This is a genomic window from Bacillus sp. CD3-5 (genome assembly GCF_006349665.1).
In the GTDB taxonomy this organism is placed as follows: domain Bacteria; phylum Bacillota; class Bacilli; order Bacillales; family Bacillaceae_G; genus Bacillus_A; species Bacillus_A paranthracis.
In genome coordinates, this window is the sequence record NZ_VEPX01000011.1 from 150,111 (window position 1) to 166,095 (window position 15,985).

At 34.7% G+C, this 15,985-nt stretch carries 14 protein-coding genes and 1 pseudogene; 3 read left to right on the forward strand and 12 right to left on the reverse strand.

All coding sequences use genetic code 11. The features are described 5' to 3' along the window. Positions 1-142 precede the first annotated feature (142 nt). Entirely contained in the window at positions 143-655 is a 513-nt protein-coding gene (locus FH036_RS20030) for a GNAT family N-acetyltransferase (RefSeq protein WP_000351212.1), read from the forward strand. A 34-nt stretch (positions 656-689) separates the two neighbouring features. On the opposite strand, the gene pdxR is transcribed toward FH036_RS20030, so the two are convergent. Then, a complete protein-coding gene (pdxR, locus tag FH036_RS20035; protein WP_139896163.1) occupies positions 690-2,090 on the reverse strand; it encodes a MocR-like pyridoxine biosynthesis transcription factor PdxR in 1,401 nt (466 codons plus the stop codon). A gap of 120 nt (positions 2,091-2,210) precedes the next feature. On the opposite strand from pdxR, the gene FH036_RS20040 reads away from it, so the two are divergent. Together FH036_RS20040 and FH036_RS20045 are read left to right on the forward strand one after the other, a co-directional pair. After that, positions 2,211-3,137 (forward strand): DMT family transporter, encoded by a 927-nt coding sequence (locus tag FH036_RS20040; protein ID WP_001066054.1) that lies wholly within the window; start codon positions 2,211-2,213, stop codon positions 3,135-3,137. Between the two features lie 115 nt (positions 3,138-3,252). Then, positions 3,253-3,777: a DUF4871 domain-containing protein gene (locus tag FH036_RS20045; RefSeq protein WP_139896164.1), complete on the forward strand. Its 525-nt coding sequence runs from the start codon at positions 3,253-3,255 to the stop codon at positions 3,775-3,777. A gap of 296 nt (positions 3,778-4,073) precedes the next feature. Here FH036_RS20045 and FH036_RS20050 read toward each other — a convergent pair whose 3' ends face one another. The 11 genes and pseudogenes from FH036_RS20050 to FH036_RS20095 form a co-directional block, all read right to left on the reverse strand. Next, entirely contained in the window at positions 4,074-5,273 is a 1,200-nt protein-coding gene (locus FH036_RS20050; RefSeq protein ID WP_139896165.1) for an NAD(P)-dependent malic enzyme, read from the reverse strand. A 59-nt stretch (positions 5,274-5,332) separates the two neighbouring features. Further along, positions 5,333-6,679 carry a 2-hydroxycarboxylate transporter family protein gene (locus FH036_RS20055; RefSeq protein ID WP_000512725.1) on the reverse strand — a complete coding sequence of 449 codons (1,347 nt, stop codon included), beginning with the start codon at positions 6,677-6,679 and terminating at the stop codon, positions 5,333-5,335. A 122-nt stretch (positions 6,680-6,801) separates the two neighbouring features. Next, entirely contained in the window at positions 6,802-7,509 is a 708-nt protein-coding gene (locus tag FH036_RS20060) for a response regulator (protein ID WP_000598678.1), read from the reverse strand. Further along, positions 7,506-9,110, reverse strand: a complete 1,605-nt coding sequence (locus FH036_RS20065) for a sensor histidine kinase (protein ID WP_139896166.1) — start codon at positions 9,108-9,110, stop codon at positions 7,506-7,508. Before FH036_RS20065 ends, FH036_RS20060 begins: the two co-directional genes overlap by 4 nt. Before the next feature lie 78 nt (positions 9,111-9,188). Next, complete coding sequence (locus FH036_RS27745) at positions 9,189-10,136, reverse strand: methyl-accepting chemotaxis protein (RefSeq protein WP_438881204.1); 948 nt, start codon at positions 10,134-10,136, stop codon at positions 9,189-9,191. Then, positions 10,128-11,171 (reverse strand): annotated as a pseudogene (locus FH036_RS27750) (HAMP domain-containing protein); the annotation flags it as partial. The pseudogene FH036_RS27750 and the gene FH036_RS27745, both read right to left, overlap by 9 nt. Before the next feature lie 247 nt (positions 11,172-11,418). After that, complete coding sequence (locus FH036_RS20075) at positions 11,419-12,162, reverse strand: C39 family peptidase (RefSeq protein WP_044791425.1); 744 nt, start codon at positions 12,160-12,162, stop codon at positions 11,419-11,421. Positions 12,163-12,175: 13 nt separating this feature from the next. Then, positions 12,176-12,997, reverse strand: a complete 822-nt coding sequence (locus FH036_RS20080; protein WP_139896168.1) for a transporter — start codon at positions 12,995-12,997, stop codon at positions 12,176-12,178. Between the two features lie 206 nt (positions 12,998-13,203). Beyond that, on the reverse strand, positions 13,204-14,454 hold the full coding sequence (locus tag FH036_RS20085; protein WP_139896169.1) for a sensor histidine kinase: 1,251 nt from the start codon (positions 14,452-14,454) through the stop codon (positions 13,204-13,206). Continuing rightward, on the reverse strand, positions 14,451-15,122 hold the full coding sequence (locus FH036_RS20090) for a response regulator transcription factor (RefSeq protein WP_001238608.1): 672 nt from the start codon (positions 15,120-15,122) through the stop codon (positions 14,451-14,453). Before FH036_RS20090 ends, FH036_RS20085 begins: the two co-directional genes overlap by 4 nt. A gap of 150 nt (positions 15,123-15,272) precedes the next feature. Beyond that, positions 15,273-15,977: a metallophosphoesterase family protein gene (locus FH036_RS20095; protein ID WP_138322502.1), complete on the reverse strand. Its 705-nt coding sequence runs from the start codon at positions 15,975-15,977 to the stop codon at positions 15,273-15,275. Between the last annotated feature and the right edge of the window lie 8 nt (positions 15,978-15,985).

Genomic DNA, 15,985 nt, shown 5'->3' on the forward strand with positions numbered 1-15,985 from the left:
TTATTGGTTGAACCAATCGGGCATTTACGGGCAGTTATCTCCAATCTAGCTTCCGCGCATTCGCTGGATTTTAAAGTTGGAGTCTACTGCCCGTTAATGCGGGGTAAAGATACATTTGTCAAAGATTTGGAGGGTGATATAATTGGATATCCATGTATTAACAAAAGACGAAGCGGAAATTTACTTAGAACTTCGTGTAGAAGGATTAAAGCAAAACCCTGAAGCTTTTAGCTCTTCTTATGAAGATATTATTAATAAAGAGTGTGCGATTGAATATAAAGCACAAAAATTAGCACAAGATGAAAACTATACGCTAGGCGCATTCAAAGATGGAAAATTAATCGGGGTTGCAACACTGGAAACGAAACCATATGTAAAACAAGAACATAAAGCCAAAATCGGTTCTGTATATGTATCTCCAAAAGCACGCGGACTTGGAGCAGGAAAAGCACTTATTAAAGAATGTCTTGAGCTTGCTAAATCTTTAGAGGTGGAACAAGTTATGCTTGATGTTGTTGTTGGCAACGATGGAGCAAAAAAACTTTATGAATCATTAGGATTTAAAACATTCGGTGTGCAAGAACGTTCATTAAAATATAACGGACAATATTGGGACGAAGAGCATATGGTCTTATTCTTAGATGAAAATAAATAATAAAAAAACATCCTCATGCTTGGAGGATGTTTTTTTATTTTCTTGTATACCATGCCTTATGCAATAATTGAATCGCTTTCGCAATTTCTTCTTCTGATAAAATCGCGAACCCAAGTAAAACTACATTTTCAGGTGCAGTACCATCTTTATAGTACGTAGAAACAGGATATATTTTAATACTATATTTCGCAGCTTCTTGAATGAGTTCCTCTTCTCGCATTCCATTATGCACTTTTAATAAAATGTGTAATCCCGAATCTTCCCCTATCACCTCAACACAATTAGAGAAATATTTCTCTATTTCAAAGACGAGCCGATCCCTCTTTTTCCGGTAGACGACACGCATTTTATGAATATGTTTTTCCCAATAGCCTTCATTTAAAAACTTTCTAATCACTTCTTGGTCCATTCTTGAAACACTTTGTGTATAAAATAAATATTGCTGTTGATACTTTTTAATTAATTTCTTCGGCAACACCATATAGCTCATCCGTAGCGATGGCAATAATGCTTTAGATAGCGTCCCCATATAAATAACTTTCCCCTCTGTATCTAACCCTTGCAGCGCCGGTATAGGCTTTCCAGAATAGCGAAATTCACTATCATAATCATCTTCAATAATATACCTGTCTTTCGCTTTCTTCGCCCATTGTAAAAGCTGCGTCCTTCTCGTAATAGGCATAATCATTCCATACGGAAACTGATGGGAAGGTGTAACAAATACAACATTCGCATTGCTATTTTCTAAATCTGCCATACAAATGCCGTCCCTATCTAAAGACAACATTTGAACCTTCTCTTTTCCCTGTTCAAAAACGACCATTTTCCTATGATACCCTGGGTTTTCCACTGCATAATTGCTTCCCTTTAACAATTGAAACAATAGTTTCACTAATATTTGTGTTCCCGCTCCTAATACAATTTGACTAGCTGAGCAACGTACACCTCTAGATTCATACAAATAGTTCGCAATTTCCTCCCTTAAGCTCAATTCCCCTTGAGGGTGTCCAAGAAAAAGCAACTCATTATTATGTGGCTGCCATACATCATTAATAAGCTTGCGGTACGTAGTGAACGGAAAAGTATTCGTATCAACCCCTGTTTGTGTGAAATCAAATGTATAGTTCTCCTCCCGAAACGATACTTCTTCTACTTTCGCTTCGCTTCCTTCTACATCAATCATTTGTTCAACTTTACATACAAAATAACCTTTTCTCGATGCCGACTCAATATAACCTTCTGCAAGTAATTGCTCGTAAGCCGCTTCTACTGTATTCTTACTCACTTGTAAATAGATCGCCAGTTTTCTTTTTGCAGGTAATTTTGTAAAAGCCGGAATCGTTCCATCTTTAATTTCTTTTTTTATATACTCATACAATTGCACGTATAACGCTATTTTACTTTGCGTATTTAAATTAGGCGTTAATTCTAACATAACATCTGACCCCTTAATAAAACTGAAATCTGATACTTTTTACAGTGCCAGATTATATATATAATTCCTTTTATCATGTCACACATAAAAAATCAAATACTCGAGAGGAGATGCATGATTATGAACAATAGTAGACGGATTGGACTCATTATGATTATTACAGGAGCTACCTTATGGGGGTTATCTGGCCCGATGATTCAGTGGCTATTTCAACATACTAACGTATCATCAATTGATTTTTTAACAATTCGATTGCTGCTTGCAGGAATATTTATTTTATCTTTTTTACGGATAAAGAAACAAAACATTTTTCAAATTTGGAAACACACTAGACATTCTATACAGCTTATTATTTTCTCTATTCTCGGCATGCTCGGTGCACAATACGCCTTTATCGAAACAGTTCATATTAGTAATGCGGTCACAGCGACATTATTTCAATTTCTAGGTCCTGTTCTCATTACCATTTATGTCGCATTTGAACAACGAAAATTCCCTGCTTCTATGCAACTACTCGCAATTATAACTGCACTAACGGGAACGTACTTTATTATTACAAACGGTTCAATTGAAAATATTGTTTTATCGAAAGAAGCCATTATTTTTGGCCTATTAACAGCAATTGGATTTGCATTTTATACCCTCCATCCAGCTTCTCTTATTAAAGAATGCGGAACAACCATAGTAATTGGCTGGGGGATGTTAATTGGAGGAATTGCACTGCTTATTTGTAATCGTTCGTTTGAATGGGATCAGCTTTCACAAACTTTTACACTAAAAACTTTTTCTATGCTTATTCTTATCATCATAAGTGGCACCCTTTCTTTCCTCCTTTATATCGGTAGTCTGAAATATTTAGCAGCAACAGAAACGAGCATTTTATCTAGCATTGAACCACTTGTAGCAGCTATCGTTTCAATCGCTTGGCTAAATGAATCATTTGGAGCGTATCAATTACTAGGCGGCGTATGTATCGTTCTTTCTGTTATTTTCTTAACGATGCCTCAAAAAGAACGAGAACCAACCTTTTCAACTGAACAAATATAAAAAATGTCAAAAGAGGTCGTACAAAACTTACGACCTCTTTTTATACTTTAAAGGAATTGTCCCTCTTTCTGGCAAATACAATTACACTAACAGTAAAAATTAGGAGTGTGACACCATGAAAAAAATCGGAACTATGCTACTTTTCTCCTTTCTCATCACTGGATGCTCGCAATTGCAGCCTGATTCAGAAGCACCTAAAAAAGAAGCTATCGCCACGTCATCCACCCAAGTTAATGCACCTTCCTTCTTTCATCTTAGCGTTTTAAAAGATGTAAATTGGGAAGAAACACCCTCCTTCATACAAGAAAAAACACCTTTAAAAGGTATCGAAGAAAAAATCGCAATGGCTGATAGCCCTATTATCGCAAATGAAAAAAATGAAATGATGTGGTACTTTTTAGATCCTGAAATGCCAACTGGAAAACTATCTATTATTGCACTAAAACAAGGATCAGTAACCCCAACACCCGTACTCTTTCAACAAGAAACTTCTAGACCAACTTGGACTACTTCAAATACAATTGATTCTACTACAACCGAACTCCCACTCACTATGTCACTACCTTCATCTGGATTATGGGTATTAAATATATACGTGAATAAAAAATATTATGATCAGTTTGTAATTACTGCTGAGTAAAGTGACAAAGCTAAAACACTTCCTTACAACAATGTAATTTCTACGTCATGTACTTCGATAGTTGAAGTAACTCTCTTCTCTTATACTTAAAATAAGAAATGACACGAGGAGAGATGAGAGATGAAAAAAATGATAGAAGTGATCGTAGCAGTAACTGAGGTTTTAGTAAATGGTAAACAAGTTGCAATGGAATTAAATAAATAGTGAAGAAACATAAATAAATGATTTTACACTTCTTCATTATTTTGATTTCTTATCTCAAAAAAGCAGTGCCTTTTAGGCACTGCTTTTAGCTATTAATAACTTGGTATTTTCGTAATTTGCGCCACACCTGAATCAATGGCTGCTTTCGCTACAGCTTCAGCAACACTTGGAACAACTCTTTTATCTAATGGATTCGGGATTACATAATTCGCATTACGTTCTTCGTCCGTAATGATGTTAGCGATCCCATACGCTGCCGCTAATTTCATTTCTTCTGTAATATCAGTCGCGCGCACATCTAACGCACCGCGGAATATTCCTGGGAACGCCAATACATTATTTACTTGATTCGCATAATCTGAGCGCCCGGTTCCTACTACAGCTGCCCCAGCCTTTAATGCATCCTCTGGGAAGATTTCTGGAATTGGATTCGCCATAGCGAACACAATTGCTTTCTCATTCATCATCTGTACAAGTTCTTTCGTTAATACGTTAGGGGCAGATACACCGATAAAAATATCAGCTTGATAAATCGCTTCTTTTAACGTTCCACGCACATGTTCTCGATTTGTCTTTTTTGAAACTTCAATTTGCGCTTCGTTCATCCATGCTTCACCTTCACAAACAATACCTTCTAAGCTAACTAACGTAATGTGCTTTGCACCAGCCTTTAATAATAATTTTCCAATTGCAATTCCTGCCGAACCAGCACCGTTAATAACAATTTTCACATGATCCATTTGTTTGCTAACAACTTTTAATGCATTAATAACAGCTGCTAAGACGACGATAGCTGTTCCATGTTGATCATCATGGAATACAGGAATATTCGTTTCTTCTTTTAATCGTTTTTCAATTTCAAAACAACGCGGTGCTGCAATATCTTCTAAATTGATCCCTGCAAATGTAGGCTCTAAATTTTTCACAAGGGTAACGATTTCATCCACATCAGTCGTACCTAAACATAACGGGAAAGCATCTACATTCGCAAATTTTTTAAATAATATACTTTTTCCTTCCATAACAGGCATAGCCGCTTTTGGTCCAATGTTTCCTAAACCAAGTACCGCTGTTCCGTCTGAGACAACTGCCACCATATTTCCACGTGCTGTATAGTCATACACTGTTTCTTCATCTGCTGCGATTGCTTTGCAAGACTCCGCTACACCTGGTGTATATGTCAGACTTAAATCATCCGCTGAATTTACTTCTACTTTACTTGTAATCTCAATTTTTCCTACTAATTCTTTATGCAATAACAATGATCTCTCATTAATTTGATTTTCTAACATACTTATAATCTCCCCTTAATTTGACAAGCTAGCTATATTTATATAGCTAGCTTGTTTGATCATGAAAACATTTTTAATAAAATTGTCGCTGTTACAACCATTGCTGCCCCGCCTAAACGAGTCGAAATTTGCGCGAACGGCATTAATTCCATTCGATTTGAAGCTGATAAAATAGCAACATCTCCAGTTCCGCCTAAACCGCTATGACATCCAGTTACAATTGCTGATTCAACTGGATACATTTTCATCACTTTCCCTACAAGAAAACCTGACGCTACCATTGTAAGAACAACCGATGCACATACGACAACATATCCTACTGAAAGAACTGCTGCTACGTCTTTTAGCGGAATATATAGCAATCCTAGTCCAACCATTAACGGCCAAGTTAAATTCTTCGAAATAAATTTATATAAATGGAATGCTCCTTGCTCCATTTTTGCGGGCATTAATTTAAAGTATTTCACAAGTGCTGCTGAGAAAATCATAATGATTGCCCCAGGGATACCGATGAACTTAGAAGCAAATCCTCCGAAGATGAAGAACGTACACGCGATTAATAAACCTGCTCCCATTAATGAGAAGTCAATTGGCTTCTCTGTATTTTGTTCTTTTAATAACTCGGCTTGATTATCTGTTTTTACTAATACACCGTTACCACTAAGCTCCGGTTTCTTCTCACCTAAACGCTTCATATACCCTGCACTCACAATAGCGAACATATTTCCAATAATAGCCGCTGGAATAAGCTGTGATACAAATGTTGCTGATGATTCGTTTAAAATATCACTATAAGCTAGCGATAATGGTAAAATCCCTTCCCCGATACCACCACTCACAATTGGTACGATGATAAAGAAGAATGTCTGCTTCATTTCAAATCCAAATAATGAACCGACCAATAATCCTACCGCTACAGAAGCTAACGTTCCTACCACTAAAGGAATAAACATGCGAACGAAACCTTGTACTAACACTTTACGGTTCATTCCTAAAATACTTCCGACTACTAAACAAGAAATATATAAATATAAAAAGTTCGATTTTTTCATTAACATAGTCGCAGCTTCCATTGAAGCTGGATTCATCCAGTTAAAAAATACAAGTAATGATGGAATAAATAACGAAAGTATTGCTGGACCACCGATATTTTTTAAAATTGGAATTCTCATCCCAATGTCACCTAAGAAAATACCCATGATCATAATAACCGCAAATCCACCAATCATATCTGCTGGTAATTTATTATATACAGATGCCCCATAAATAATAGCAGCCAATACTACATATAACGGTAAAGGTATAACACCGATTTTTACATTCATAATTTTAGAAGCGAAAGATTCTCTTTGTACTTCATTTCCTTCAGAAAATGATACCGCTTCCACATTCTTTTGAATTCCCATATGGCACCCCCTTATTTTCTTAATAACAATATTAAAACGCTTTCAATAGTAAAAATAGTTTTTGTAAGTTTTGTAATTGATTTTGTAATTAAAAAAAGTATAAGCGACTTATAATAAGTCGCTTATACGTAAAACTCTATTTTCTTTTGATCAACACATCTTAGTTTACTTACAGGTCTCCCCACATGTTGGTACATCATTTCGTTTTCTAACACTCCAATGTCAGTTAAAAACATTACATATTTCCGAATAGAAACTCTTGAAATCCCAACTAATTGTGACATCTCATCTGTTGTAAACGCTCGTCCATTCAGCGACTCGATCTTCTGCCAAATTAATTGCAACGTTTGCTTCGTTAATCCTTTCGGAAGCTCTTTAGTAACAGTAGGCTCTCTTTTTTCCTTTTGCAAAATTAACGAATCTAATTCCGATTGACTAATTTTTTGTTGTTCTTTCATGAAAGTAAGTTTTTCTCGATATATAGTTAATGCTTCTTTGAATCGTTCAAATGTAAATGGTTTAATTAAATAATCTACTACGCCATATTGTAATGCTTTTTTAATACTCCCCATATCATGTACAGCTGAAATCATCATAATATCGATTTCTTTTTCTTGATTCCGAATATACATTAAAAGCTCAAATCCAGTCTCTTCAGGCATAAAAATATCAAGTAATACTAAATCTACTCTTGATTCCTCTAATACTTCTATCGCCGATTTTACCGAATTAACTGCTTGAACAAGTTCAAACCCTCCTACTTGCTCTAAATAATGCGTATTTAACATTGCTACCATCGGGTCATCTTCTACAATTAAAACTTTAATCATATTTGCCTCTCATCCCTACCTTTAGGTATTTCAATTGTTATCTTTGTTCCCTTTCCTACTAATGAATACATATGAATTTCCCCATTTATTCGCTGTATACTTTCTTTTACAAGATACAAACCATAACCACGGTTATCTCCCTTTGTGGAATAACCTTTCGTAAATAATGCCTCTATTTCTTTTTCTTGTATACCTTTTCCCGTATCTTGCACTGTAATAATTAATGTATTCCCATATCGTATCTCAACTTCAACTTGCTTCTTTTCACAATTCGTCACTGCCTCTAATGCATTATCAATTAAATTTCCGACAATCGTAATTAGTTCATGAGTAATACTTTCATCATCTATTTCTGGCATGTAAGAATCTTCACTTATAATTAATTTTATATTTTTCTCTCTAGCATAGCTCAGTTTTCCGAGTAAAAAACCAGCAAATACTGGACTTTTTATTCTTTTCATAATCCCACCAATTTCATATTGATGCTCTGATACCATACCACTTATATACTTTTGTAATTCTTCATACTGTTTCATATGTGTAAGCCCTAATACGACATGCATTTTATTCATAAATTCATGCGATTGTGCCCGTAATGCTTCTGCATATAACCTAATACCAGTTAATTCTTCTGCTAATTTTCTAATCTCTGTTTTATCACGAAATGTTGCAATCGCGCCAACTATTTCTCCTTTTACATATAAAGGAACACGATTCGTTACAATCGTAATTCCATAAATATTTTGTTCTTCGTTTAATTGTACCTCTCCAGTTTGTAATACTTCCTTTATACGCGAATTAGGCATATACAACTCAACGTCTTTACCGATAAAATCTTCTTCAAGTCCACTTTTCTTAAACAATCGTTTTGCCTCATTATTTATTAAAGTTACATTGGCCTCTTTATCTACAGCAATAATACCTTCCTTTACAGATTGTAGCATCGTATTTCTTTCTTCAAGAATTTTCGCTATCCTGTGAGGTTCAAGACCAAATAAACTTTTCTTTATATGTCTAGCTAGCAATATTGCTCCTATCATTCCGACTAGTACCCCAACTCCAACTCCAATATAAATGATATGTCTACTTTCCTTAACTCTCTCTTTTACATTATCTGCTGAAATACCAACGGCCACCGCTCCAAGTTGTTCACCTGTTTCAGAAAATATAGGTACAAACACTCGCATTGAAATACCCAAAGTTCCTTCTGCCAGCGATACATGTTCCTTTCCTTTCAATGCAGGCCCTTCATCTCCCCCAATAAAATGATGACCTATTTTTTGAGGATTTGGATGTGACTTTCTTATTCCATTCATGTCCATAACTACAATAAATTGAACACCTGTGTTTTTTAATATTCTATTTGTATACGTTTGGATTGCAGCAGTATCTGTTTTCCCAATTAAACCATCAATTACAATTGAATCATTCGCCACAATGTGTGCAATTGTTTTTGCTTTCTCTGCTTGGCTATCCTCCGTTGTCCGTTCTACATTGTGACTAATTAATATATCTGTCACAAGTAAAGAAAAAATTACAACTGTACAAACTAACAATGTAATCGTTTTCCATAAATTCCATAGTCTTTTTCTTTTTTTCATCCCGTTAATGACTCCCCTAATTGCTGAATAGAAAAATAAGTAAGGTGATATTATTCTCACCTTACTTATCTGCTGTTATTATACTTTAAATTTACTAGTCATCGCTTGTAGTTCTTCGGCCATCTCAGCTAAGTTTTGTGAAGCTGAACTAATTTCTTCCATTGAATTCACTTGTTCTTCTGTTGAAGCAGCAACACTTTGCATACTAGCTGTATTTTCTTCTGCAGCCGCTGCAATTTCATCAATAGCATTTGTCACTTCATTTGCATCTCCAGCAATTCTCTTCGTTGTTTCTACCATTTCATTCACTTGAGAAACAATATGTGTAGTAGAACTTAAAATTTCCGTAAAACTTACTTTCGTTTTTGTTACAACATCAAGACCTTGTTGAACTTCCTCATTCACATTATCCATCGCTTTAACAGTATGTTCAATATCAGCCTTAATTTCTGCAATTAAATTCGCAATCTCTCCAGATGATTCTCCTGATTGCTCCGCTAATTTTCTAACCTCATCTGCTACAATAGCAAACCCTCGGCCCTGTTCACCTGCTCTTGCTGCTTCAATAGCCGCATTTAAAGCTAAAAGGTTCGTTTGAGTAGCGATATTTTGAATTGCTTCAGAAATAGCTCCTACCTGCTTTGATTTCTCATCAAGAAGTTTAATAATGGCATCTGACTCGGATACCGACCTAGAAATAGACTGCATTTGTTTTGCTGTTTGTTCAACCAATTCCTCCCCTTCTTCAGCTCTTTCTCTCGCATGCAATGAGGAGATAGAAATTGATTCTGCACTTCCAGTTACATCTTGAATTGCTGTATTTACTTGTTGTAATGTAGCCGCACCTTCTTCAACACCTTGACTTTGTGATTCAGCCCCACCTGATACTTGTTCCATTGCAATTGTAATTTGATCTGTCGCATCATTTGCTTGCTGTACGCTCGCTGTTAACTCTTCAGCCGATGCCGCCACATGTTCTGCTGAAAAACTAATTTGAGTAATCACATCTTGTAAAGAGGCAGACATTTCATTAAAGGAATTCCCTAATTTCCCTATGTCATCCTTGGAATAGATTGTAATTTTCTCTGTTAAATCTCCCTTACTAATTTTATGTGCCGAGTCAGCTATTTTTCTTAATGGTCTTGTAATAGACTTTGTAATGAAATAAATTAATACACTACCAAATACAATAGCGATAGCAATAACAATAAAAGTCTTATAAAATACTGGATTCGCAGCTTGGGTAATTTCTTCATCAAACATAACTCCAACTACTTTCCAGCCCGTTTTCTCATTTGTTGCAAAGATTAAATTCTTTTTATCATCTTGTTCTGTATAAGAGACATTTCCTTGTTTTTCTTCATAAATCGGTTTAATCCAAGGGTCAGTAACTTTTGCACCTGGTTTTCTAGATGGATGACTAACAATTTGCTTATTTTGATCTAAAATAACTGCATAACCTTTTTCACCAATGTTAATCATTTTGGAAATTTTCAAGATGTTATCTAAATTCAAGTTAATTCCTATAACACCTTTACCATCTTTTACTTCTTTTGCAATTGTCACTACCATATTTTTTGTAGATGCTGATTGATATGGTGCAGTAACAATTACTTTCCCTTTATTTTCATGTGCTTCTTTATACCAAGATCTATCTTTTGGATTATACCCATCATCCATTTTGATAAATGGTTCTCTTATAAACTTTCCTGTCTGCGTTCCAATATAAATACCTTCTACTTCTGGATGAAGTTTTATATATTGCGCTAACTTTGTTCTTACTATTTCTTCTTGTCCGTTTGGATATGTATCCTCTGTTAAGATGTCTGCAAAGTATGCTGCATCAACAAATTTCTCTTCTATATTTTGAGAAATAACAGTATTTAAAATCGAAATATTTTCCTTTGCTTTACCTGTGATTTGTTGTTCAAAATTTGTTTTGGCAGTTTGATATGAAACACCACCGATAATAAGTCCTGGTATAGTTAAAATTAGAAAAAATGAAATGATTAATTTTTTCTTGATACTCATACATTTAACCCAGTTAAATATTTTTTGCATAATAAGCCTCCTTTATGGAATGTGAATACTTTTGTAATTTTATACAAGTAACATATATAAAACAATATATAATGATAACATGTAATTTTTTTGTCAATTATGCATTTTTACATATTCACTACTTCTAAAGATGTAATCATAAAAAATAAGAGAACTTCAGCTTATTATATAAGCTGAAGTTCTCTTATTTCGTAACAAAAAGCCCCCACAAAAACTCCTCTTACAATTCCTTACATCCCTTTCCTTACTAATTGCTTTTCACATAACTAATCGCCTGACTCCCCATTTGCACCCATGCCTGTTCAAAGTTTTCTCTCGGTACTTTTACATCTAAACTATCACTTAGAGGATCTCGAATGTATACAAATTCCTTATCATATCCAATAAGTACTACACAATGTTCATTATACGTAATAGAAACATCTCCAGTATTTGTTTCCCATGTAGTAAATTCATCTTCATCTAATGGCGCAAATGTTGCATTTGTAATCATAACTACCGGTTGTCCTGATTTTACACTCTTATAAAGTTCTCCTATACTCTTCCCCGTTAAGTCCACAGCTTTATTAGGTAAATACTGTTTCGCTAATTGAAATAGCGGTCCATGATATACACCATATCCAGATTCAGAAAAGGTATAAATATTCCCTACAAATCCTTCATTTGGATTCCCACGTATACCATCGTTCATAAAATCAACTTTCTTTATTTCGTTTGCTAATTTCATCTTATCCACTGTAATACCTGCGTATTGTAACATCATCGCTAAGCTCGTCACTTCACAGCCTCTATCTAACTCTGGTAACTGCTGAATGAAAGGTACATTTGATAAGATGACCTTTTCATCACGATCAAACTCCACTTGTTTTCCGCTTCGTATATGGAAGAATGTTAACTTCTCCACATACTTTGTAATTCCATTTGTATATACGTTCCATACTGCTATAGCTAGTAATGCTATGCATATATACCACTTAAACCTTCGTATCACTCTCACGCCCTTCTTAGTTCGTTAAATAAGAATAAAACGCGTCAGCATCCGTGCGAATTACCGGTACAAAATTTAGTTCTTTTCCTTTTTCAGGCTGATCTTTTTTTATTTTTTCTGCTAGTTCTTGAGTGTTCATATTCGTTTTATCCATATTAAGCTCATCTGCCATTTGTAACACCTTTTGTTCATTAATTTCGCTTAATACTTGATATATATCTTTACCATACAAATCGATATGATATTCTTTTGCTTCTTCCTGTACTTTTTGTTCATACACTTCTTGTGCTAACATTTCTATTTCTTTTCCTTTTTGGGAAATCCCTAACTTCCTTGCTTCCTCTCTTACTTTCGTTCCATAGATTTCTTCCTCAATGTCCTCTATTTCTTTTCCATTTGTCGAAATACCTAATTTATCCGCTTCATCGTTAATTTTAATCGTATTAATTTGATTAATTAAATTTACAATCGTTGTATTCTCTATAGATATGCCTAACTTTAACGCTTCTTGCTTTATTTTTGTTTCATAGATTTCTTCTGAAAGAGTTCCAACGTCTTTTCCTTCAATCAAAATTCCTAACTGTTCTGCTTCTCTTCCTACTTCCGTCTCATGGATTTCTTTTTCTAGCGTAATTTGTTCTTTCCCTGCCGTTTCAATCCCTAAATTCTCCGCCTTTTCTTCTGTATGTACAACATGTATCTTTCCATTGTTTAATTGTTCTTTGCTGCGCTGCTTGTAATCTGTCTTTCCTTTTGATGTTTCAGAAGGAGAGGCACCCCCTAATATACTTAAACTCATTACTCCAATAGTGAATACCATCATCATTTTCTTTTTCAAAATTAATTCCTCCCTCTTACACTTTCTTTTCCATCATTCCCTATTCATAATCGAAATAACATTATGATCGATGTAATCTACTCAAATACCTTTTTATAATCGCTTCTTTATAGGGCGAACTTTCCGTATACAATACATGTTAAAAATAGTTTCTTAACTTTCCCTTAAAAAAAGACGACCTTGTAAAAACAAGATCGTCTTCTTACTTATATTTTTTGGTTTTTAGGGAAAATCACTTCAAAACAAGTAGCATCTCCCCATTTGCTCTCTACTGATATTTTTCCGTAATGTTTTTCTACAATCCAATTTGCGATTGAAAGACCTAATCCAGCTCCTTCTGACGTACTTCTCGCTTTATCCCCTTGATAAAAACGATTAAATAGTTTGGGGATATCCTCATCTTTCACTCCTATCCCATCATCTTTCACTCGTATACGAATTGAACTGTTCATTTGCGTACAATCGATTTGAATATGACCACCTTCATTCGTATACTTCATCGCATTATCTAACAGTATGACCATCATTTGATGAATCCGCTCTCTATCACCCATAAAAGATACGCCACGTTCTACTTTTAATATCATTTCTTTTTTTTGATAAGAAGCAATCTCCTTATATGGAGCTACTATTTCTTCTAACAATTTATCGAGTTCAAATGTTTTCTTATCCATCTCAATTTGATTAGAATCAGAACGCGCTAGCAATAATAAATTACTAACGAGTTTTGATAACCGCCTACATTCTTTTGAAATTGTAGAAATATCCATCGCTTTTTCTTCTATCCTAGCGGATGGTGACTGGAATAAAACATCTGTTTTTGATTGAATAACTGCAAGCGGTGTCCTTAGTTCATGTGATGCATCAGAAACGAATTGCTGCTGTTTTTCCCATGAATTTTGAATGGGTACGAGTGCCCTGCCAGCTAAGAAAAAGCCAATTCCTATTGCACATAAACTTCCTACGCTACAACCTATCACAAGAATTAAAAATAAAGTATGTAACATTTCTTTTTCAGCTGTTATATCCCTTGCAATTTGAACTATTTTTGCATCTTTCTGAAATGCAAATATTCTAAAATATTGTCCTTGTACTTCTATATCTTGTAAAGTTCCTAATTTCTTTGGAGAAAATTTTTCCAAATTATCTTCAAAGATAAAACGACGTTTGCCGTTTTCAATATCTATCTCCACCGTGTTTCCCAGCCAAGTTAACTCCATTATCCTTGGATCCCCAATTGGAGGATATCCCCTAATTTTTTTAGGTAGTTTTTTATCATCTGCATTCTTTCTATGTTGAACGGCTTTTTCTATCGATTCATTTACTCCACTATAAATACGCTTATATGTGTAAGAATAAATGATACTACCTAATACACCTATCAAAATGATAAATACTAATGAATTCAATATAGTCAATCGAATACGCGTCTTCTGAAACATACTTCCCTTTTTCATTGTTCTTTTAATATATATCCAATACCTCGAACGGTTTGAATATCTTTCTGATAACCGAATGGCTCTAATTTTTTACGTAAATGATGTACATACACTTCTACAATTGCCACTGTCGTATCTGAATCAAATCCCCAAACACGATCAAAAATTTGTTCCCTCATTAAAATCTTTCCGCTATTTTGAACGAGGTACTCTAGAAGCTCATATTGTTTTAATGTTAACTTCATACTTTGTCCATCTACTTGAACATCTTTATCTTTTCCAAACAGTTCAATCCCTTTATAGCGAATAGTCTGCTTTGTTGTTAAACTACCGCTTCGTCGTAATAAAGCACGAATTCTCGCTTTTAACTCTGGAGCCTGAAATGGCTTAACGATATAGTCATCCCCGCCAAAATCCAATCCCTTCACCCGATCTTCTAAAGAATCTCTCGCTGTTAAAAACAGGACTGGTGTTTCAATCTTTTCATCACGTATTTTTTGAATTACTTCAAAACCGTCCATTTCTGGCATCATCACATCAAGCAAAATTGCGTCATATATATTTTGTAATGCTAGAAATAATCCCTCTTCTCCATTCAATGCTGTATCTACTTCAAATTCGTCGTGTAATATTTCGACAATAGATTCTAATAAAGAAGCATTATCTTCTACTACGAGTAAGCGCATATTCTCACCTTCCACCATATTGTTCAATTCTATTTATAATTACATTTTAACGTTTTTCTCGACATAAAATTTGGAAGACTTATTATACAAGCTCTTCCTTAAATTTAGCTTAATAAAAAATTGAAAGAAATAAGATTCTTCTTATCTCTTTCAATTTTTTACTACGTATACCTTTTTACTCGGCAATTCTAAACAATTTAGCTGGCCGCCATATACAGCACCGCCATCAATTCCTATAATACGATTGCTCCCAAAATATACGCCACAATTCTCACTACCATGAAGCGTTTTTGTTTCCGTATGACCAAATATAACAACCTTTTCACCACTATACCCACTATGAAACTCATTACGAATCCACATTAACGTATATGGTTCACATTCCGAAACATGCTTCAATGGCTCAACACCAGCATGTACAAATATATATTCTTCTGTTTCAACGTAATGATCTAATTCTTGAATAAACTTTACATGTTCATCTAATACACGAGATTGTAAAATCGGTTTTTGGAAATTCCCCTCATTAACCACAATATCTTCTTCTACAAATCCATAGCTGTATAACGTCTTATCTCCACCATTCCTTTTTACCCAATGGTTCCATGAACGTTCCTCATCTGTCGTTAACGCCTTAATCATCATCTCTTCATGATTGCCCTTTAGAACGAAGGCTCCATCTTCTTTTAACTCTTTTACTTTTTCAATTACTGCACGCGCATTTGGACCACGATCCACATAATCTCCTAGTAAAATTAATTGATCCTGCCTTACATCGTATTGAGCCTCTACCAATAACTGTTCGAACTTTTCTATTTCTCCATGAATATCACTAATAACAAGAATTCTTTTCATATTATCCC